This is a genomic window from Achromobacter sp. SLBN-14, from assembly GCF_006715415.1.
In the GTDB taxonomy this organism is placed as follows: domain Bacteria; phylum Pseudomonadota; class Gammaproteobacteria; order Burkholderiales; family Burkholderiaceae_B; genus Achromobacter; species Achromobacter mucicolens.
This window is the reverse complement of the sequence record NZ_VFNE01000001.1, coordinates 1,559,642-1,577,938: the sequence shown is the minus strand read 5'-3', so window position 1 is coordinate 1,577,938 and position 18,297 is coordinate 1,559,642. Positions and strand designations below refer to the sequence as shown.

17 protein-coding genes and 1 pseudogene are annotated in these 18,297 nt (G+C 57.4%); 11 read left to right on the top strand and 7 right to left on the bottom strand.

Annotation, left to right across the window (positions count from 1 at the left end; translation table 11 throughout):
- Positions 1 to 624 precede the first annotated feature (624 nt).
- Complete coding sequence (locus tag FBY20_RS07240) at positions 625 to 1,023, bottom strand: hypothetical protein (RefSeq protein WP_142051168.1); 399 nt, start codon at positions 1,021 to 1,023, stop codon at positions 625 to 627.
- Between the two features lie 416 nt (positions 1,024 to 1,439).
- Between FBY20_RS07240 and FBY20_RS07230 the strand changes: the two genes are divergently transcribed.
- The 4 genes from FBY20_RS07230 (at position 1,440) to FBY20_RS07215 (ending at position 4,699) form a co-directional block, all read left to right on the top strand.
- Positions 1,440 to 2,195: a ParA family protein gene (locus FBY20_RS07230; protein WP_255452276.1), complete on the top strand. Its 756-nt coding sequence runs from the start codon at positions 1,440 to 1,442 to the stop codon at positions 2,193 to 2,195.
- Positions 2,192 to 3,418, top strand: a complete 1,227-nt coding sequence (locus FBY20_RS07225) for a ParB/RepB/Spo0J family partition protein (RefSeq protein ID WP_142051162.1) — start codon at positions 2,192 to 2,194, stop codon at positions 3,416 to 3,418. Before FBY20_RS07230 ends, FBY20_RS07225 begins: the two co-directional genes overlap by 4 nt.
- Positions 3,419 to 3,537: 119 nt before the next feature.
- Positions 3,538 to 3,747 carry an antitoxin VbhA family protein gene (locus FBY20_RS07220; RefSeq protein WP_142051159.1) on the top strand — a complete coding sequence of 70 codons (210 nt, stop codon included), beginning with the start codon at positions 3,538 to 3,540 and terminating at the stop codon, positions 3,745 to 3,747.
- A 37-nt stretch (positions 3,748 to 3,784) separates the two neighbouring features.
- Positions 3,785 to 4,699: a Fic/DOC family protein gene (locus tag FBY20_RS07215; RefSeq protein WP_142051156.1), complete on the top strand. Its 915-nt coding sequence runs from the start codon at positions 3,785 to 3,787 to the stop codon at positions 4,697 to 4,699.
- Positions 4,700 to 4,888: 189 nt separating this feature from the next.
- On the opposite strand, the gene FBY20_RS07210 is transcribed toward FBY20_RS07215, so the two are convergent.
- The 3 genes from FBY20_RS07210 to FBY20_RS07200 form a co-directional block, all read right to left on the bottom strand.
- Positions 4,889 to 6,619, bottom strand: coding sequence for a P-loop NTPase fold protein (locus FBY20_RS07210; RefSeq protein ID WP_142051154.1), 1,731 nt, complete (start codon positions 6,617 to 6,619; stop codon positions 4,889 to 4,891).
- A gap of 546 nt (positions 6,620 to 7,165) precedes the next feature.
- Positions 7,166 to 8,266, bottom strand: coding sequence for a hypothetical protein (locus FBY20_RS07205; protein ID WP_142051150.1), 1,101 nt, complete (start codon positions 8,264 to 8,266; stop codon positions 7,166 to 7,168).
- A 92-nt stretch (positions 8,267 to 8,358) separates the two neighbouring features.
- Positions 8,359 to 8,670, bottom strand: coding sequence for a hypothetical protein (locus tag FBY20_RS07200; protein ID WP_142051148.1), 312 nt, complete (start codon positions 8,668 to 8,670; stop codon positions 8,359 to 8,361).
- A gap of 93 nt (positions 8,671 to 8,763) precedes the next feature.
- Here FBY20_RS07200 and FBY20_RS07195 point away from each other — a divergent pair, with 93 nt between their 5' ends.
- Positions 8,764 to 8,964, top strand: coding sequence for a hypothetical protein (locus tag FBY20_RS07195; protein WP_142051145.1), 201 nt, complete (start codon positions 8,764 to 8,766; stop codon positions 8,962 to 8,964).
- Positions 8,965 to 8,967: 3 nt separating this feature from the next.
- Here FBY20_RS07195 and FBY20_RS07190 read toward each other — a convergent pair whose 3' ends face one another.
- Positions 8,968 to 9,636, bottom strand: coding sequence for an SOS response-associated peptidase (locus FBY20_RS07190; protein ID WP_142051142.1), 669 nt, complete (start codon positions 9,634 to 9,636; stop codon positions 8,968 to 8,970).
- A 249-nt stretch (positions 9,637 to 9,885) separates the two neighbouring features.
- Between FBY20_RS07190 and FBY20_RS07185 the strand changes: the two genes are divergently transcribed.
- Together FBY20_RS07185 and FBY20_RS07180 are read left to right on the top strand one after the other, a co-directional pair.
- Complete coding sequence (locus FBY20_RS07185; protein WP_142051139.1) at positions 9,886 to 10,410, top strand: JAB domain-containing protein; 525 nt, start codon at positions 9,886 to 9,888, stop codon at positions 10,408 to 10,410.
- Between the two features lie 205 nt (positions 10,411 to 10,615).
- Positions 10,616 to 11,026 (top strand): antirestriction protein, encoded by a 411-nt coding sequence (locus FBY20_RS07180; protein ID WP_142051136.1) that lies wholly within the window; start codon positions 10,616 to 10,618, stop codon positions 11,024 to 11,026.
- Between the two features lie 384 nt (positions 11,027 to 11,410).
- Here the strand turns inward: FBY20_RS07180 and FBY20_RS07175 are convergent, their stop codons facing one another.
- Together FBY20_RS07175 and FBY20_RS07170 are read right to left on the bottom strand one after the other, a co-directional pair.
- Positions 11,411 to 12,397 (bottom strand): hypothetical protein, encoded by a 987-nt coding sequence (locus FBY20_RS07175; protein ID WP_142051133.1) that lies wholly within the window; start codon positions 12,395 to 12,397, stop codon positions 11,411 to 11,413.
- Positions 12,398 to 12,596: 199 nt separating this feature from the next.
- Positions 12,597 to 13,223, bottom strand: a complete 627-nt coding sequence (locus FBY20_RS07170) for a tyrosine-type recombinase/integrase (protein ID WP_142051130.1) — start codon at positions 13,221 to 13,223, stop codon at positions 12,597 to 12,599.
- A gap of 414 nt (positions 13,224 to 13,637) precedes the next feature.
- Here FBY20_RS07170 and FBY20_RS07165 point away from each other — a divergent pair.
- The 4 genes and pseudogenes from FBY20_RS07165 (at position 13,638) to FBY20_RS07150 (ending at position 18,167) form a co-directional block, all read left to right on the top strand.
- Positions 13,638 to 14,254 (top strand): annotated as a pseudogene (locus FBY20_RS07165) (recombinase family protein).
- Between the two features lie 60 nt (positions 14,255 to 14,314).
- Positions 14,315 to 15,688: a protein kinase gene (locus FBY20_RS07160; RefSeq protein ID WP_142051127.1), complete on the top strand. Its 1,374-nt coding sequence runs from the start codon at positions 14,315 to 14,317 to the stop codon at positions 15,686 to 15,688.
- Positions 15,688 to 16,839: a UvrD-helicase domain-containing protein gene (locus FBY20_RS07155; protein ID WP_142051124.1), complete on the top strand. Its 1,152-nt coding sequence runs from the start codon at positions 15,688 to 15,690 to the stop codon at positions 16,837 to 16,839. Before FBY20_RS07160 ends, FBY20_RS07155 begins: the two co-directional genes overlap by 1 nt.
- Positions 16,836 to 18,167, top strand: coding sequence for a hypothetical protein (locus FBY20_RS07150; RefSeq protein WP_142051121.1), 1,332 nt, complete (start codon positions 16,836 to 16,838; stop codon positions 18,165 to 18,167). Before FBY20_RS07155 ends, FBY20_RS07150 begins: the two co-directional genes overlap by 4 nt.
- The last annotated feature ends 130 nt before the right edge of the window (positions 18,168 to 18,297 follow it).

Below are 18,297 nucleotides of genomic sequence, written 5' to 3'. Positions count from 1 at the left end.
GGCGGATTCCTGCCGACTTGCACGGCGCAGGCCGGTCGTTCTCCCGGCCAAGTGTTCTCCCCGCCGTTACTCGCCACGGAGGGCATGCAAATACTGCTTAGGCGCTCGCGGACTACCCGTCTCAGGTTGTGTCAGGGATGGGCTTTTGCCCGGTTCCCAGGTCGATGCGAGATCTAAAGGGTCATTCAGGCTCTGCGCCTGAACAGATTTTTTCAACCGAATGCGTTCTGCATTTGGCCGGGCTTCACGGGCCTCTACCCGACTCCCTAGACTTTTGCCGCTTGTTTTCGTCCCCGGGGCCTTCGAATGATCGCGGCTGGCTCCCCTTCGTGCGCCAACCTCAAAGGTGGCGCGGGACGGTACTTCTGTTGCGTATTGTTAAAGAGCGTATGGATTTAACTGTACTCTTTAGTACATACTCGGTCAATACCTTTTAGTACATATTTCGGTTTGTGCCGAAACTGCGACATTACGCAATGCAAGATACAATAGGTCACACAAATCTACGCTTTGAGCGGAGTTTGCTCTTTGCTGTCCTTGACGGACCAGACCAGTCGTAAATGAGTGCGGGTGGTGGCTCCACTCGTCCGAGCGGCATCGCACGGCCCAACTCGCGGATGCGATTTAGGCAGTTCTTTTTTTCTGAATCGCGCCCGCGATGAACTCGGATACTCGGATATCCAGCTCTGCCCGCTTCTCGGGGCTTAGCTGTAGGTAGTCATCGTACGACGAGTGGCGAAAAGGCCACTGCGGCGCGGCGGCCTTTACGGCAGTAGAGGGGCCGGTAGTGCTCAGTTCAGCCGTCAGCTGAACGCCTTCCAGATATCGCAGCGGCATGCCCGCTTGAGCCTCTAGGTTCCTCGCTCTACGAGAACCGAAACTCTTCGTGCGCAGGAGCTGGGAAATCTCACTCTCGTTGAGCCCATGCTCCAGACAGAACGCGCGCGTGTTCGGGTAGTGCGCGGAAATCCACGCACGTAAGCGGTCTCTGCGGACCTGCATTTCCTGCGCAGCGGCGTCCATGGCGCGGATTCTGCATTAGCAAGGCCCGCTTTACCAAAAAGTACAACACAACTGTACTGTTTGAATGTACTATTTAGTACATATGAGCGCCTCCAAACATTACCCCCGCATAGAGCCCTTGATCGAATGGCTCCGAAAAACTCCGCTGGACGAAGCCCGGGCGAGATGTACAGCCCACCGCACGAGCTGGGAATACCTTCGACAGATTGCCTACGGCTACAAGCTGGTAGGCCCTCGGAAGGGGGTCGCGATCGAGCGGATAACGGGAGTATCGCGACAGATGCTCCGTCCGCACGATTACTGGCTCGCTTGGCCAGACTTGCCCGAGCCATCGCAGCCTCAATCCAAAACTTCACAGTGATTCACAGCGTTTGGCCGCTGATCAACACCCGTATCTGTTCTACGAGGGAACATTCATGACTATGAAAACTGCCGTGGTCGCTCAGAATAAGGGTGGCGTAGGCAAGACGGCTAATGCCGTCCACATCGCATTTCACGCCGCCGAGCAGGGGCTTAAGACGCTCGTGGTGGATTTGGACACAGGGAATCTTTCCAAGACCATGCGCCTGCACCGCTTGGAGGTGCCGGCGAGCGCACTGTTTCTCGATGAGGTACCAGTCATACCCGACGCCACCAGCCCGATTTCCCTGCTGCACGCAGATCGGCTTTTGGCCAACGTGATCTACATGCCCATCGAACGAGCGCTTCGAAATTTCCCGGTAAATCTGCGGGAGTTTGAAAAGCGAGGCTTCGATCTCTGCGTGATCGATACCCCCGCTAGCATCGGGATCGCCACCATTACCGCCCTACGTACCGCGGATGCCGTGATCAGTCCGGTCGAGATGGAGGACTACAGCATCGAGGGCATCAAGGACATGATGCGCGTGATAGTCGGTGCCAAGCAGCACAACCCCAAGCTGCATTTTCTTGGCATCGTGCCGAACCGGGTTGACCGACGTAATCCGCGCCAGGTCAAACATCTAGCCGAGGTGAAAGCCGCACACGGCAAGCTTCTGGCCCCCGTGGTGGTGGGCCTGCGCACTAGCGTTGCAGAGGCACTGGCGGCGGGTGAACCCGTCTGGAAGAGCAAAAAGACGACCGCGCGAGCCGCGGGCGCGGAGATGCGCGCGCTCGGCAATCACGTCCTCCAAGCGATGGGAGTTGCGAAATGAGTTTAGCTGCTAAACAAGGCGATGCTGGCGGCCTGGACCTGGCCGGCTTGGGCGACCTGGCGGCATTGCTGGACGGACCGGAAAGCAACGCAGGCGAACCCAAGCTGTACGACGTGGACATCATCCATGAAGACAAAGACAATCGCCGCTGGGAAGACAACCCCGGATTTAGCACGGAGAGTATCGAAGAGCTTGCCGCATCCTACGCCAGGCGGGAGGCTCAGGGGAAGCGAGGGATAAAGTCACCGATCTCGCTTCGTCCGCACCCGACGATTCCGGGCCATTTCATTATCAACCATGGTCACCGACGTTTTCGGGCGGCCAAGGTGTTCGGCATGCGGCAGGTTCCGGCATTCGAGGATCGCGATTTCGATGACATCGACCAAGTCGTTGAGAACGTCCAGCGCGAGAACCATACTGCACGCGAGATCGCTGACTTCATCGCCCACAAGGTTGCGCTAGGCATGAGCCAGGCAGAACTGGCGCGCGCTCTTGGTAAATCGAAGGCGTGGGTCAGCCAACACGCGGCGATGCACTCGTTGCCCGAGCCGGTCGCCGAAGCTGTTGCGGCGGGGAAGGTCACTGATGTGACGCTCGCCAACGAACTGGCCGTTGCTCATCGAGAAGATCCGCAGGCCGTGACAGATCTGCTTAACGCAACCGACACAAAGCCCACGCGGTCGGCGGTAAAGTCGATTCGCAAAGCAGTAGAAGCTAAGCGTGCTTCGCCAGCCGCATCCCCGCAAGCGCCCGGAGATGATGATTCTGCAGCCAATGGTGCCCCGGCACCTGGCCGCGCGAGTGCGGCTGAGCCGGCCAGCTCGACCTTCGCATCGGCGGTCCGTGAGGTGTCCGCAGAAGCAAAGGCCGAGTTTCAACGTTACCGATATCGACTCGAACAGGATCGAAAGGACGCTGCGAATCCCACGCTGCGAAAGAAGGGGACTGATGCCCTGGCTCGCCTCATCAAACTCGCAATGCGCGACACCGGCCAAAGCCGTCGAGTCGCGAGCTTCTTGCTCGCTTGGTGGAACGCGACGAGCTGCGGCGGTTTCGACTTGGCGGACTTTTGGAGCGTCGATGCGGAGATCGCTGACGACATGCTGCTGGTGATCGGTCTGATACGACAAACGCGTGCCTATCCCGACACCTTAGGGACCGAGATCCATGGTCAGTTCAAAGCAATGGTTGCACTCTGGCGTCCTGATCTGTCCGATGCCTGACTCGACGGACGGCTGCGCACCGGCAGTCCGCCGAGCGATCTCGCATCCGCTGAGCCTTCAGAATCGCTGCTTGATTACTGTCTGCTGCGGTAAAATGTGACCCATGTTGGAGAACTTCAATGCCCACTTCCTACGACCTGAGTGAACGCCGCCGCGCCGTCGTAAACGCGGTGGCTAACCAGCGTCTCGAAGGACTTGAGCCAGATCCCCGGACCATCGCGGAACTGGAGCGCGTAGCTCAGGGCACCTTGAGCGTTTCGGACGTGATCAATACTCTCCGCTCGCGCATTCGTGCAGGCGACTTTCGGTCCATCTCGCCTGACCAATAGCAGTTGCCGCCTCCCTGGCGGCCCTTTCGCTACTACCATGGCCAAGTATCCCAGCGACGCAAAGGATCCATACGTAGATCCCGCATCCGGTGTATTGCGCAACCGGCTGGGCATCATCGACCAGGCCGAGCTTGACCGGGTTGAGGCGACATTTGCGGCCGTGCGGTCTTATGAGCTCGCGATCACGCCGGTTTGTGGAGAGTTCGACCTGGCACATCTTCAACAGATCCACAGACGACTCTTCGGAGACGTGTATGAGTGGGCTGGCCAGTTGAGGACGGTCGACATTTCGAAAGGTACTACTCGTTTCGCCAACCACGAGCAGATCGCCAGTTATGCACCGCAGATCACGCGTCCGCTCGCGCGCGACCAACGACTGCAGGGACTTTCTCTTGAAGCGTTCAGCGAACGTGCGGGCCACTACTTGGGTGAGCTCAATGTCTTGCACCCATTTAGAGAAGGGAACGGCCGCAGTATCCGGGAATTCATTGGACAGCTGGCACGAGATGCGGGCTACGGAATCGACTGGCAGGGGATCCGTCGCGAGGAGATGACGCAGGCTTCTATCGCTGCTTACCAAGGCGATTCAAGCCAAATGGCATCTTTGATTCGCGCGGGCCTTCGGGATATCGACCGTGAGTATGCGCAGGACCTCGCAAGAGCCGTGGGAGGCGACAGAAGTCAGATCATGATCGCCAATCCTGGCCAGACCTACGAGGGAACAATCATCGGAGCGACCGAGCGGTACATCGTTCAAGAGCAAAGGGGTCGCGCCGGCGAGGTTGTGCTTCACAGCCGCCGTGCTTTAGTCAACGCGCAGGTTGCTGTCCCGGGCCAGGCCGTCGAAATCCGATATCCCCACGGGGGAGCCGGTTTGGTCGAGAGGTCCATCGACGGGCGCGCAAACGAGAACGTCTTACAGCGCGAGAACACCAGGGAACTCGACCGCTGAGGTCACATGTTTAGCCGCTAAACCATTAAGTCAAGAGACGTTTATCCGAACCCGTGGATATGTGGATAATCGCTACGCGACCACTCGGCTCGCTGCACTCGGCCCCTGGACAACCGTTGATGGACAAACGGTGGACAGGCTCTGCATGTCCACGCGCTTGATGGGGCGGAGTGCTATCTGATGCACTGCTCATTCTCGCGTCGGTGGTGCGTCCCCAAGCTCGAGGGCCAACGGCGTTCCGGTGAACAACCTTCTCACCAGTTTGGCCAGTCGCGCGGACTCGGGCCTCCGGTCGTTCGCAACCGATCGACACGCATCCATAAAGCGATCAGTCACGTTGTCGAAGTGCGGATCGTAGGTGGTTCGTTGCAGGCGCATTTGAATCATGCGCTGCATGAATCTCGGCCAGTCGTTGTATCCCAGCTCTCGAATGGCCATTTCAAATGTCTCCGCCGTCGCCCGCTTCATCGCAACCTCTTGCAAGGTACCCCAACCACGTGTGTCGAAGATGTAATTGCAGGCATCTACGACGCTCGCTTGATCCTGGTGTTGAGCGACAACGTTGTCGAGGGCGGCTTGGATGCTTGGATGAAGGTCATGGAGGAATGGGTTGTCGTCATCCTGGGCGGTGTGTTCGCGAGCCTGGAAAGCGGCGGTCCAGGCCTGGATAACCTGTCCGGCCAGGTCCTGGCCGCCGTCTAATTCTTTCAGCACGTCGTGAACTTCCGTAGCGAGAGTTGGATCGAACTGGCCTGCGATGGCAGGAAAATCGGTGGCTTCTGCAATCAGGTCCGTCTCGACCGCCCGAGGGTCCCAGAGTGCCTTCCTGATGAAATTTCGCGCACGCTGGCAATCTTCAAAAGTTTGCGCCTCGCCAACGTAGCGATCGATGATCGCTTGCACCTGCTCACTTTCGAAAAGGCCTGACTCCAAATACTCCACGAGCACCAGTTCGAAACCGTCGCAGGCGATGATGCCGAGTTCGCCTATGAGCATCCGCCATCGCTCTTTGCGTTTATCCTCCTCGGTGGGTGCGTCCTCCTTGTCTCTCAGATACCTGGACCAACGAGCGGTCCCGATGTTCAGAGCGAACTGGAAGTCCGGGCCGTCTTCAAGTCCTTGATAATGAATAGCTCCGAAGAGAACAATCGACGGTACGACCCGCGCTTGAATCGAGTCGCTCAGATCTCTGTTCGCCAGTATCTGATTCGCTACTCGTATCACTTTTTCGATAATCCGAATGTTTGTGAGACCGCACGTTACGATTGCGGGCTTAAGCGCTCGCTCGTACTTGGGAGAGGCGCGCAGCCTGATCGCGATAGAGAAGGCTTCATCCGACGTTGTAGAAAGCTTTATTTCTCTGTCGATTACTTTCTCTCGAAATGTATTCCAAAGCGTCCACTGCTCGCCCTGGGCCGTAAGCTGGTCGTCGTTGAGTACGAGAACGAAACGTACCTTGTGTTCCTTCGAATATTCGTCAATGAATCCAAGAATTTCGTCGATGCCGAGCTTGGTGTGCTTGCGCTCGATGTCGTCGATTACGATCACGCGGTTTTTCAGGACGATTGGCGCGACGAGCAGCAAGTTGAGGTCATTGATGGCGGCCAGCGCTTTATAATGGGTCGCCGCAACTGTTACGCCACTTTTGAACAGGCCTTTGAGTATTTCAAGCTTGCCTCCCCCCACTGCTCCGTCAGGCAACGCACCCTCCATCAGCTTGCGTTTGACTTGGTCGATATTCGAAAGGCCAAACAGTGATACGTAGAGTGCTTTGCCGACCTCCACGTCTTTCGACTCCTTCTTGACCTCGTTCCAAAGGTGCGTCTTTCCCGTACCCCACCTACCCGACAAAGCTACGACTTTGTTCTCTGTGTTTTCGATCAGACCAATAAGCTGTCTTTTAGTTTTTGCAAGCGACATGGCGCCCTCCGTTGACTTCGTGGGATTATCGCAGCGCGCGTGCTCTGATTGGTCAATCAACAAGCAACCAAATAACGCCTGCAGGCGGATATTGAACGCTTGCGCTTACTGTGCGGTTTCCGCAAAGCTTGATCAGAACCCGTGGATATGTGGATGATCGCTGCGCGACCACTCGGCTCGCTGCACTCGGCCCATGGACACCCGCTGATGGACAAACGGTGGACAGGCTCCGCCTGCCCACGCGCTTGACCACAGGGTGTGCCCACCGGCTTCCCGAGTTTCACCCACATACCCACCGGCTCCCATCTGCCAGTCATTAGATACAGAACCTCAAAACAGCAGTGCTAATGATGCAGCAGGACTTTCTGAGGGCGGGCTAACTCTTTGTCCCCTTGTCTAAGTGGGGACAAGTTGTCGCCGTTTAGCCGCTAAACATAAGAGACATTCCTGAACCGGCGATATGAACGCTTAGGACGGCTCAATCGATCTTTGGAGAGATCCAGGAAGCGCGCCATGCGATGAGACGCGGAAATCCGAATGGTTGGGCTAGCAATCGCTACGGAAGGGCCCCTCGTACGATTCTGCCACGAGCAACAACTTCTCCAGGGCAACGTCGGGTGCGGCGCGTCCATTCATTTGAGTTTGCACGCGTTGCCGAAAGTAGTGTCGGGATTGCTTGCTCGCATCGAGAATATTTTCGACGCCTTCGCGCGACGCTTCCTTCAAGACCTCGCGGACGGCCGCTTCAACTTCGGAGTCGTTTGCGACAATTTCGCCGGCGAGCCGCTCATGCACGCCATTGTCGATGATTTCGTCCACAACTTTAGGGTGCCAAACTGTCCCCACTTGGGGGTCTTCCTTGGTAGTGATTCCGAGCCGCCCCGTGTAGACGCCGCCAAAAATGGCCGTGGGTCTGCCATGGTTATATATCGTGGAACCGAGATTTATCCGCCCATGGGGACTGTAGGAGATGACAGGCGAGCCAGACATCCCGGACTTGGAGGCGGTATCTACCAGGAACAGCGGCTGCCGGTTCCACCCCAACTGCACTGAGGAGGCGACGGTCGCGCGCTTCCAGACTGGCTGAACGGTGTAGTCATGAATGTTCTGGGGATATCCGGGAATGAAGAGCTCGTCTGTCACGTCCACCGAACGCAGCCACTCGTCACATAAATCGCTGCTCGGCATGAAATCTTGGATTGCCACGATACGCTGTGTGTGCCCCACGGCCCCGGTTCCGTTGAGGACGAAGCTACCCTGATTCCTCTGTCCGCTTGTCTGGATGTCCATCATTTGGGGCTTGGAGGGATCGAAGGGTATTGCCGCGACGTCGACCCGCGGGAAGTTCTGCTCATGCACAAAAAAAAGTGCGTGGTGTTCATTGAATAGAGGAACGCGGAACGGTAGCCGCGTCGAACCAAAATTCTCTATCTCAAGTGCGACATAGACCAGAAGATTGTCCGGGATTCCCGCGTTGCCGCCGTCAAGTAGAGCAAGCGTGTCGGGATGCCGTCCGGTCAGGTTGTGCCAGGCCGTGACGATGAAGTAATCGTCGCCACGACGGTATAGAACGCCTGTGCCGTGTGCGAGAAAGTTGTCCTGAAATCGCATGGACAGGTGGACCACTGCATTGCTCACGTGCGACATCTCCACTCTCCGTTGATTACCTTCAAGCACGGAATGTAACAAATCATCGAATTGTGCAGTGTTCGCACGACATGGGCCAAATACGCGTCGACTCAACGCGGTGCCATGCCTTTTCGCAGTTTGTCCGGTGCTTCCAGTAGCTCCCGGACCATCTGCTCTTGCTCGGCGACGCACGGTTCGGCGGCCAGGATCTCCAACCACTCGTCGTACACGGGCGCCAGCACGCCGGACGGTCGCTTGAAGCAGTCCGACAGCTGCTTGGTACGAAGGATGAATGAGCGGTAGCGCTTGACCTCCTGCAGGAGCGCCAGCACATCGACATCGCTGATCTTGCCGTCCGGGCCGCGATGGCGGTCCTGGATGGCGCGCAACTGTTCCACACGGAGCGGGGGATTGAACGGCATAGGGGAAATAATACTGTATGGATATACAGTATAAACAAGCCTAGAATTCGCGCCATACCGCCCCATTTTTAGGGGCCTCATGAGACTGCGGCCATGAGTAAACCAGAGGATTGGCGCCGGGTGGACGATTACTACTGGGCGGGGCCACCCGGCTGGACCATCTGCCGCGTTTGGGTCGATGGGCGTTACCAGCATGAGCTATGGCACAGCAGGGGTGATATGCCGCGTCTGATCGGCATGCGCGCGTCCTTCGAAGCCGCGCTTGCCTTGTTCGATCACCAGCCACGTTCCTGACCGTCAGATTGGGTCGATGGCGTCTGGCAGCTGATACTTCGAATTGCCGACTTCCTGCCGGACTGGATGCCACGTGAAAGCGGTCTCAGGCAAACCCGAATTCAGCAGTTCGAGCGCGTGAGCCGTGGGGAATTCCGGGTCTATCCAGTGGATCGCCAGTTCTGGGGGCAGCGCGACTGGCCGTCTGTCATGGACATCAATCATTCCCCCCAGCGCATCGTTGGTCACTATGGCGAAGCCGTGAGTCTCGTCTTTGTCGTCTCCAGGCCGCCAGCCAGAAAGTGCTGAAAAAAATAGCGGTCCGTCTCCGTGGATGTAGTAGGGCTGCTTGGGCGCCTTCGGCCCTGACCCGAGGGCTTTCCATTCGTACCAGCCGTCTGCCGGTACTAGGATTCGGCCATGGCTGACGAGCATCTTCCAGGGCCAGCCTCCGGCCTGCACCTTGTCGAGCCGTGCGCAGTTCATCTTGTACTTCGACCCCTGGGGCCGATATGTCCAGAACTGACGGTCCAGCTCATCAGCACCGGACAGTCGATGCAAAGTGAGCGGGCGCGTGCCCGGGGGTATGTTGAATCGCGGCCCCGCTGGGTCCGCGAAGATCTGGCTCTGGTTGGTAAAGATCCGCTCAACGTAGTCCAGCGGACCCGACTTCTGGACGATTCGACCGCACATCTCAGACGCCTCAAGGGAAATCGTTGGGACCAGTATAGGGGCACGCGTTGCAGGACTGGAACACCGTGAGGCGGGGAGGGCGGTCTTGCGTCTTTGGCGATTGTGACACGCTGTTCTCGCCGTCAAGTGCTGCGCAACGCCGGCGGCGCCGGCGCCGCTTGCGGCCAGGGCCGGCAGGCCACTTGACCGCTCCGCTGCAGCGTATCCCAGGATCGCCGGGCAATCCCGCCCGGCACTGGAGATCCAGCAATGCAGTATTCCATCGCGTTCAACCCCATCGATCACGCCGCCGGCGCGCTCTTCGTGCAGGATTCCGCAGGCGAAGTGCGCCTGGCGGCGCCAAAGGAGATCCTCGCCGCGGCTCGCGAGGTCGTCCTGCAGGAGATCCAGCGCGGTCAGCCCATGAATTCGCCCAAGCTCGTGCGAGAGTTCTTGCAGCTGCGGTTGAACCGCAGCCTGGAGCACGAGGTATTCGGCATCATGTACCTGAACTCGCTCGCCGAGCTGATCGCATATGACGAACCGTTCCGGGGAAGCTTGAGCAGCGCGCCTGTCTACCCGCGCGAGATCGTCAAAGCTGCGCTGGCGCACAACGCAGCGAGTGTCATCCTGGCGCACAATCACCCGAGCGGCGACGCCGAGCCGAGCCGAGCCGATGTCAACATCACGCGGCAGCTCAAAGACGCGCTCGCGCTGGTCGGCACCAACGTCCTGGACCACCTGGTCGTGGGCGGACGCAATATCGTTTCGTTCGCAGAGAAAGGCTTGCTTTGACCTGCAGTGCCGGGCCTGGCGCTGGTGTCAGGCCTTGGGCGCATCTTTGCCCTGCGCGCACCAGGCGCAAGGGGCTTTCGCGGCATATAGCCGCTCGCTGCGCTCGCTTTATATTGCACGTCCCCTTGCCCCCGGCGCTTGTTCCGCAGGGCGCCAGTGCTCCCGTCCCGCCACCCGGCCGGGCCCAACTTCTAAGGAGCACGACATGACCCAAGCCACTCTTTCCGTCGCACGCCTGGTTCCCGATGGCGATCGCATGGACTTTCTGCCCAAGGCGTTCGGGCGCCGCCTGATGCTGCGCGGCGAAATCAGTGTCTACAACTGGCTTGATCGTCTTTCGAAGGAGTATGCGGGCGGCTACTGGCACTACTACGACATCCCGAACGGCTTCTACATGGCGCCGGCCGACTACAAAACGCTTCGCATCGAATGGCCGATGAACTGGTGCGATCGCACCATGTCGGCAGACGCTGCCGGCATCGTAGCCACGCTCTACGCCCTCTGCGAATTGTGCAGTCAGTATCCCAGCGACGACCTGGTCGAGAAGTACCACGCCCTGCGCGACTTCGCCGGCGAACACGCCGAGGCGAACGCCATCTTCGCGGCGATCGATTGACGCCATTCAGGCCCGCTTCGGCGGGCCTTTCTTCTTCTGCGCGCCATCAGGTCCTCGTGGCTCAGCCCCTTCTAACCGGCGCTGCAGGGCAACGTTTGCGCTTCGCACGAAGACCGTTGAAAGCCATACGGGGTGGCGGGTCTGCTTTCCCGGTCAGGATGCCACGTCGTTCTCGCGTTCAAGTGCGGCGCGCTACCGGCCTTGCCGGCACCGCTTGCGGCCGGGGCCGTCTTCGACACTTGAGTAACTGTGTTCGATGTCAAGCCATAAGAGTGTTTTTACGAGCCGGCCCATCCGGAGATAGCACCAACTTGTCCGACCGATTTCGACCCAAAGCAGGCAGCCAAACTAACGTATCAGAGTGGGTAGACCTGTTAGCCCTCACTACTGGCGCTCCCAACGGTACCTGTCGCGCATATTCCTTGCGCCAGCTGTGATAGTCACGGTCAGTGTGGCCGCAGGAAGAAGTTGCCCAGTCCAGCGCTTATCCGACAGCGCATCACAAATCTCATTCACAACATCTGCCTCTCCTCTAACAATTTTCGCCACAAGTTCATGATCCTCATGGTCTTCAAGAAGAGAACTTGATTGCCATGAGTGTCGATCCACACTTGGGATGTGCTGAATGAGAAACCATGACAAGGGAGTCGTACCGTGAAATATGGAGGCGTGGACACTACGCAGACTCTTGGGCGCCTGATCAATGGAGCTAACAAAGACCCCCGCAGCCACCGTCGCTGAGCCACTCCGAATATCGTCCCTCATTTCTAGGCCATAAGAAAAGTCAAATATTTGGTCGGCCAACGCCTTGCCACGGAAATAAGAGAGTTCGAGCCTTGATGCCTCGTCCAGCGTCTCAGGGCGTGGGCAGTACTGTAGATATCGGAAAAAGTCGACACCGACGAATTTGACCAAATCACGGATGCGCTGTTCTTGATCAGGTTTCACCGCTCCGAAAGAGGCTTTGGGCTCATATCGGGTCGGATTGAGTGAGGTTGGGTAAACACGTTTCGCCTGCAGGAGCCAAGATCGCTTACCCGAGAGATGGGGTTCAAAGTTGTTCTCATACACAACTATCAGGCCCAAGTCTGCCTGCGACACACGTCCTTCGAACTCCTTCGAGTACTTGTGAGTCTCCACAGCAAAAGAAACACCGATTGGTTCCGATACTTCAGCAAGGTCACGTCGCAAATCAGCAATGCCGTATTCAACTCGCTCTTGCACTTGGACTTGTTCATCTAACAGGTCGATCAGAGTCCCCGTTAGTTGTTCTTCGTCCTTAGGTCGTGGATAAACCATTTGCCGGGTGACGGCTCGATCAATAGCATTGAAGTGCCGGAGCAAGTGATGAATAGCGTACGGTGACAGCATTTTGATGGAGTTTTCTCGTGAAGCACACTAGATTTTTAGACGGCATGCAAACATGCTCGTCGTTCTTAAAAGAAAGAATCTATCCGTAACAATAAGAGCCAGCAATCACTAACACACTTTTGGGGTAACGCTAAAGCCTTTTTTGAGTTGTCAAAGGCTGCTTCTGGCCGGCAAGCGACCGCTCGCCGGCCGGGATGCATCAAACCTCGGTTTGCTCTGCCATCTCAAGAGCATCGTCGACCTCGATGCCGAGATAGCGAACTGTGCTTTCCAGCTTCGTATGCCCGAGCAGCAGCTGTACGGCCCGAAGATTCTTCGTCCGGCGGTAGATCAGCGAGGCTTTTGTACGGCGCATAGTGTGGGTGCCATACGCGGTATCGTCGAGGCCAATCGATGCGACCCAGCGGTGCACAATCCGGGCGTACTGCCGCGTCGACAGATGCGGCGACGTATGCAAGCGGCTCGGAAACAGAAAATCCGCCGCCTTTAGGCCTCGCGCCTCGATCCATGCTTCAACGCTCTCACGGGTTTGCTCCTTGATCTCGAATTGCACCGGACGCCGGGTCTTTTGTTGCATGACGGTGGCTCTCGCGGCCACGTGGCTTCCGTGACGGATGTCCTGCACCTGCAATCGCGTGAGATCGCACGCTCGAAGCTTGCTATCGATTGCGAGATTGAACATTGCGAGTTCCCGGACGTTCGACGCCATCTCCAGTCTCGTTCGGATTGACCAAATTTCTCCTAGCTTTAGAGGTGGCTTCTGCCCGGTGAGTTTGCCCTTGTTCCATGGCACACGACGGCCAACGCTGACATTCTCGGATTCCATGACAATCTCCTTTCGCGTAAAGGGAGATTCAGTGTGCTCCTATGGAGGGTCGCTATCCGACCCATCGCGGTCAGTGGGGGAAACGGTTTGTTATGACCGCTCACGAGGCGGAAGCAGCCATACGGAGGCCACGACCACACGTGGTTATGCCCCAAGCTCAACGTCGACTATCCGTCAGGGGATCCGAGCGGTGCGGAGGCACGGCAGGCACGCTGTTTGAAAATGAGTGCTCGGCTTTCTTTCCACTCATGGTCAACTTTTTATTATTATTCGCTTGGAGGCTAACGTTAAGCTCGGAATGTGCCCATCAAACAGTGGTTTTCCGAACGCGTCAAAAAACTGCATCCGAGACTGTCTGAGCCTTTGTTGTTGAGTTAATATTCTCGTCAAGTTTTCAACGTCGCGGTTGTGTCAATGAATCAGCGGATCGGCTACGCCCGGGTCTCCACAGAGGGCCAGCACTTGGACTGGCAGCGCAACGCGCTTAAGCAGGCGGGGTGCCACGTTATTTACGAGGAAGCTGCAAGCGGCAAAACGCCCAGCGGTTAGAGCTGGAGCAATGCTGCAAGGCTCTCCGCAGCGGCGATACGCTGGTGGTATGGAGGCTCGATCGGCTCGGTCACAGCTTGCCAGACTTGGTGCAAATTGTGTCGGATCTCGAACGCAGCGGTGTCAGCTTCGAGAGCTTGACCGAGAAGATCGAAACAAACAGCGCGGCGGGTAAGCTCGTTTTTCACGTCTTTGCTGCACTCGCTGAGTTCGAGCGCAGCCTGATTCGCGAGCGTACCCATGCTGGGCTCGCCGCAGCGCGTGCGAGAGCTCGCTCAGGTGGCCGCAAGCCCAAGCTGGGGGAGAAGCAGGTGTTCGAGATCAAAGCGCTGCTGCGGGAACCGGAAATCCTAGTAGCCGACGCGGCCCGACGCTACGGCGTGTCCCGAACTACCGTGTTCAAGCATGTAGGTGTCATTGCCCCACGGCATCCAAGACGACGCGTTCGTGATTTGCACGCCTGGGCGCATGATTGTGGATAACCCATGCCAATGCAAGCATCGCAAGGCGTCAGATTGTTGCCGATTGAACGGAGGAGATGAGTGGACGAAGTCAAGGCAAAAGAATGGGAGGCCAAGTTTCGTGGGCAGGCCATTGACGGCTGGAAGATCGAATCTTTGATTGATCACGGCAAATCGGCGGCTGTTTTCAAAGCGGCCAGTGAAGACCACGGTAAGCTGGCAGCTCTTAAAATATTTGATGATGAGCTAATCCAACGCTATGGCGACGAAACACAGCTAAAGAGAATTGAGCGCGAACTTAGCCTGAAGGGTCTAAACCATCCGCACATGGTCGGGATCTTGGGTGGCGGATTCCATACACAGAGTCGCAACCACTATATCGTCATGGACTATCTTGACGGGCCGAGCCTTAGCAAATGTCTGACCAAGGTGCCTGAGGGGAATATCCCGAGCCTTATCGAACAGCTCGTGTCGGCTTGCGAATTTCTTGAGGCCCATCAGCTTGCACACCGTGACATTAAGCCGGCGAATATCGTCTTGCTGGAGGATATGAGCCGCCTTGTGCTTCTCGATTTTGGCGTATTGAAACCTGTCGGTGAAGCGGGGCTGACCGACACTGATGGCCAGCGTCTATTCGTTGGAACGCTCCAATATAGTTCGCCAGAATTCCTTCTACGCGATGAGGAGGACGATGCCGATGGATGGCGCGCGCTCGCCATCTATCAAGTCGGTGCTGTGCTTCACGACCTGATAATGCGTCGCCCGATCTTTGAGGAATTCGTTAACCCCTATGCGGCGCTGGTCAACGCGGTGCAGCACGAAACACCCAACGTCGCTAGTGAGGGGGTGCCCTCCTATCTCATCGACGCGTGCCAAATGGCGCTGGTCAAAGATCCCCAGAAACGATTGGCGCTGGTAAATTGGGAAGCATTTCGGCCGCCGGTCACTGCTTCGGTCGGGGACGCTGCGCGGCAACGGATTAGCAAGCGACTGCTGTTGGCTGACGCTCAGTCGGAAGCCGTCGTGGACGACGGGCGAGCCGTAGCCGAGCTGCTTGAAACCGTGATTGATGGACTGAAAGTCGAACTCCGCCGTATCCGACAGGCTAATTCGAGCATCATGCCGCCGTTAATTGTCACGCGTAGGCCAAAGCGAGTGCCGGTGCTCGACATTAGGATTGGTGCGTCTGCGGAATACGGCTTGGCACGTGACGTTTGTATGGAGATTGCCGTAACCGTGATTGACGTTGAGGCGCAGGCGGTTGGTCTCGAAGCACGAGCCTCCGTGCCCACCGGTGATGACCAAGAGCCCGCGGGGCTCGTCAGCATTTTCAAGGGTCCTTATAGCTCAGGAGCCACCAGCGACCGCGTGGAGACCGCCGTCCTTGTCGCTCTCGATCAGGCGCAGAACGGAACAATTGGCCAGCTAAGTCTGGTCGACGTGGGGGGCGATTGATGGAAGCATCATGGTGGAAAAACATCGGCGAACTTGATGATGACCAGAAGAAGGCAATAGCGCTAGATGACGATCACGATCATCTGATCGTAGGGCCACCGGGATGCGGCAAGACCAATTTGTTGCTTCTTCGGGCAAGCTACCTGCACGCCAAAGGGGTTACCAATATTAAGGTGCTGGCTTTCGGCCGCGTGCTGCGTGAATTTATTTCATCAGGCACCGAGCATTATCCGTTCTCCGCTGACAAAGTGCAGACCTTCGTGCGTTGGGCGTATGAGATGTTGGCCGCCAATGGCATCCAAGTAGACGAGAGTGATGATTTTGACGAGATGAGAGCGCGTTTGTTCGCGGGGCTGGCGAAAGCTACCGCTAATGGAGCCGCAGAGAACGTGTTCGACGTTATCCTGCTCGATGAAGCGCAGGATTATTCGGCTGAAGAAGTCGAACTTATCCGGTCGTTCGGGGCCAGGATCTTTGCCGTTGGCGACAATAACCAGCGAATCACCGAACAGTCGGGCGCGCTTCAGCGGCTCGAGGAGCTTGGCGCGAGGCGTATCGAACTCAAGCATCATTATCGCAACGGCATAAAAATTTGCCGAGTGGCCGATGGGATCAAGAATTTGCTGGACAGTGCGTCCGGCATGGAGGCGACGTCGAACTATGATGAGGCCAGTTACCCATCCACCGTCGACATTGTGAGGAAGGCAGATCTGCCCATGCAGGTTGCCGACGCGGTTGCCCGCATCAAGGTCCAGTTGCAGGCTTATCCGGGCGAGATGATCGGCGTTCTGTGTCCCCGCGCCGCGGAACTAGGAGAGGTGGCTGACCTTTTGAGCAACAGCGACATTGCCGGCGCGATGCAAGTCCAACGCGCCGGCAACTATGATGCAATGCTTCCCGAGCGCCCGGTGATCGTTACCACTGTGCAGGGGGCAAAGGGTATCGAGTTCCGCGCGGTGCATATGATCGCCGCGGAAAAGCTCAAGAACTATAAGACGCAAAAAAATCTTACCTATACGGCGGTTACGCGCGCAAAGACCACATTGGTTGTATATCATCAATCCGACCTAGCTGGTTATTTCGAGAAGGGCATTAACGCCTGCTCGATCGCTATGCCCGTCGAACCGAATCTGAAGGATCTCTTTCTATGACGACTTTTGAGAGGGTCCGCCTCAACCGTGAAGATTTTGTCGGGTGGCTTGGTAAAGCTTTATCGGGTGCGGTAGCCTTGCCTCGAACATCAAGCTCCGGATCGGCAAAGCCGACCGACGTCACGCTCGCAGCTCCTCGCCACGAGATCGAAGCGTGGCCGATCATCTGCATCGCTCAAGCACAGATGCATGACCTGTTCGCATTCCTCTCCACCTATACGAAGGTGCGGCCGTTCTCGGCATTCTTTCGCGTACTCCCCATCGAGTTGATTTCGGTGCTCGACGAACGCGTGTCGGCAAGCAAGAACGACCTCGCCCTTGCGAAGTGTGTTGCCGGCGCAGCGATGGCGGAAGCGTGGATCGCCTCTGCGCGCGAATCCGATCGCCCAAAAAATGTGTTTCCAGTGTTACTTGCATCCCTCTCGTCAGCGCTCGGGCAGGCGGTGCTGGCGCGTTATGAGCAATCCGCGATCGATTGGATTTCGACGGAGTGGGCCGAGCTTCGCAAGCAACCCGGCGATCCATTCGCTGCGCAGGACCTCCACGGGGCCACCGTTGCGTGGAGGATTGTGTCGTCGACTGTTGGCACGCCTTCGGACGATGGCGGGGCCGATGCAAGCGTGATTGGCCAGTTTCTTTCAAGCGCCTTGGGGACGGGAGCGCTTCGAGCAGACATGCTCCGGCAATTAGCCCCCCTGGCGGTGGGCGTGGATTTCAGCACTTTGCTCTCAGCATCGCGAGAAGAGCGAATCAATCGATTCAACGAGGTTGTCTCGGATCTCAAACGCCGCAGTGTTCGAGATCTACGCTCCGAATTTGTCGGCGGCCTGATGCTGGCGATCGCGGGAAATGGCGCGTTTGATCAACTGCGCTCTGCCCGTGAGTTCGACGGTTGGCTGGATGGTGCTACGACTTGGTTTGGAATCTGCGCCGCCCTATTCGAAGAGAGCAATGTTCTGAGCTACGGAAACTCGGCGGGCCGACGGATGGTGCGCGATCTCCTGACGCGGGAGAATCCGTTCCGGCCGCCGCATGCCGATATGAATTCGAGCGAATACCGCTTCCTGAGTTTCAACGACGCGCTTCAGTCGTCGACTCATGCACCGAACGCGATCGATGTCGAATTGCTTCCTAACGTCATGAGTCGCGTCAGCACCGCATCTCATCAGGGCGGCGACCACCGACGTGATGACGTCGAAATGCTTTTAAGAAACCTCGACGAGGCGGGGTATCTGATAGATCGCGCACGCCATGTAGCGATCGGATTTGCGGGCACTGAGCGACAAGGCTCGCTGTATAAGCCGCCAGGGAGACGACGATCGCGATAGGCGTTTGATCTGTCGCGGTCTGCCGTCACCGTAATTCTTTATCCAAGTTTACGAGTGTTCCCCCCCCCGCCTCGCACCCAACGCCACCGGGGAGCAGAAGTCCTTTTTTGCTACTCGAGCCAAAGCGGCC

Coding starts and splice junctions, on each gene's coding strand:
- FBY20_RS07175 (WP_142051133.1), bottom strand. CDS start 12,397: ATGCTGTCACCGTACGCTATTCATCACTTGCTCCGGCACTTCAATGCT.
- FBY20_RS07185 (WP_142051139.1), top strand. CDS start 9,886: ATGCAGTATTCCATCGCGTTCAACCCCATCGATCACGCCGCCGGCGCG.
- FBY20_RS07225 (WP_142051162.1), top strand. CDS start 2,192: ATGAGTTTAGCTGCTAAACAAGGCGATGCTGGCGGCCTGGACCTGGCC.
- FBY20_RS07190 (WP_142051142.1), bottom strand. CDS start 9,636: ATGTGCGGTCGAATCGTCCAGAAGTCGGGTCCGCTGGACTACGTTGAG.
- FBY20_RS07240 (WP_142051168.1), bottom strand. CDS start 1,023: ATGGACGCCGCTGCGCAGGAAATGCAGGTCCGCAGAGACCGCTTACGT.
- FBY20_RS07180 (WP_142051136.1), top strand. CDS start 10,616: ATGACCCAAGCCACTCTTTCCGTCGCACGCCTGGTTCCCGATGGCGAT.
- FBY20_RS07215 (WP_142051156.1), top strand. CDS start 3,785: ATGGCCAAGTATCCCAGCGACGCAAAGGATCCATACGTAGATCCCGCA.
- FBY20_RS07230 (WP_255452276.1), top strand. CDS start 1,440: ATGACTATGAAAACTGCCGTGGTCGCTCAGAATAAGGGTGGCGTAGGC.
- FBY20_RS07200 (WP_142051148.1), bottom strand. CDS start 8,670: ATGCCGTTCAATCCCCCGCTCCGTGTGGAACAGTTGCGCGCCATCCAG.
- FBY20_RS07220 (WP_142051159.1), top strand. CDS start 3,538: ATGCCCACTTCCTACGACCTGAGTGAACGCCGCCGCGCCGTCGTAAAC.
- FBY20_RS07155 (WP_142051124.1), top strand. CDS start 15,688: ATGGAAGCATCATGGTGGAAAAACATCGGCGAACTTGATGATGACCAG.
- FBY20_RS07205 (WP_142051150.1), bottom strand. CDS start 8,266: ATGTCGCACGTGAGCAATGCAGTGGTCCACCTGTCCATGCGATTTCAG.
- FBY20_RS07195 (WP_142051145.1), top strand. CDS start 8,764: ATGAGTAAACCAGAGGATTGGCGCCGGGTGGACGATTACTACTGGGCG.
- FBY20_RS07210 (WP_142051154.1), bottom strand. CDS start 6,619: ATGTCGCTTGCAAAAACTAAAAGACAGCTTATTGGTCTGATCGAAAAC.
- FBY20_RS07150 (WP_142051121.1), top strand. CDS start 16,836: ATGACGACTTTTGAGAGGGTCCGCCTCAACCGTGAAGATTTTGTCGGG.
- FBY20_RS07170 (WP_142051130.1), bottom strand. CDS start 13,223: ATGGAATCCGAGAATGTCAGCGTTGGCCGTCGTGTGCCATGGAACAAG.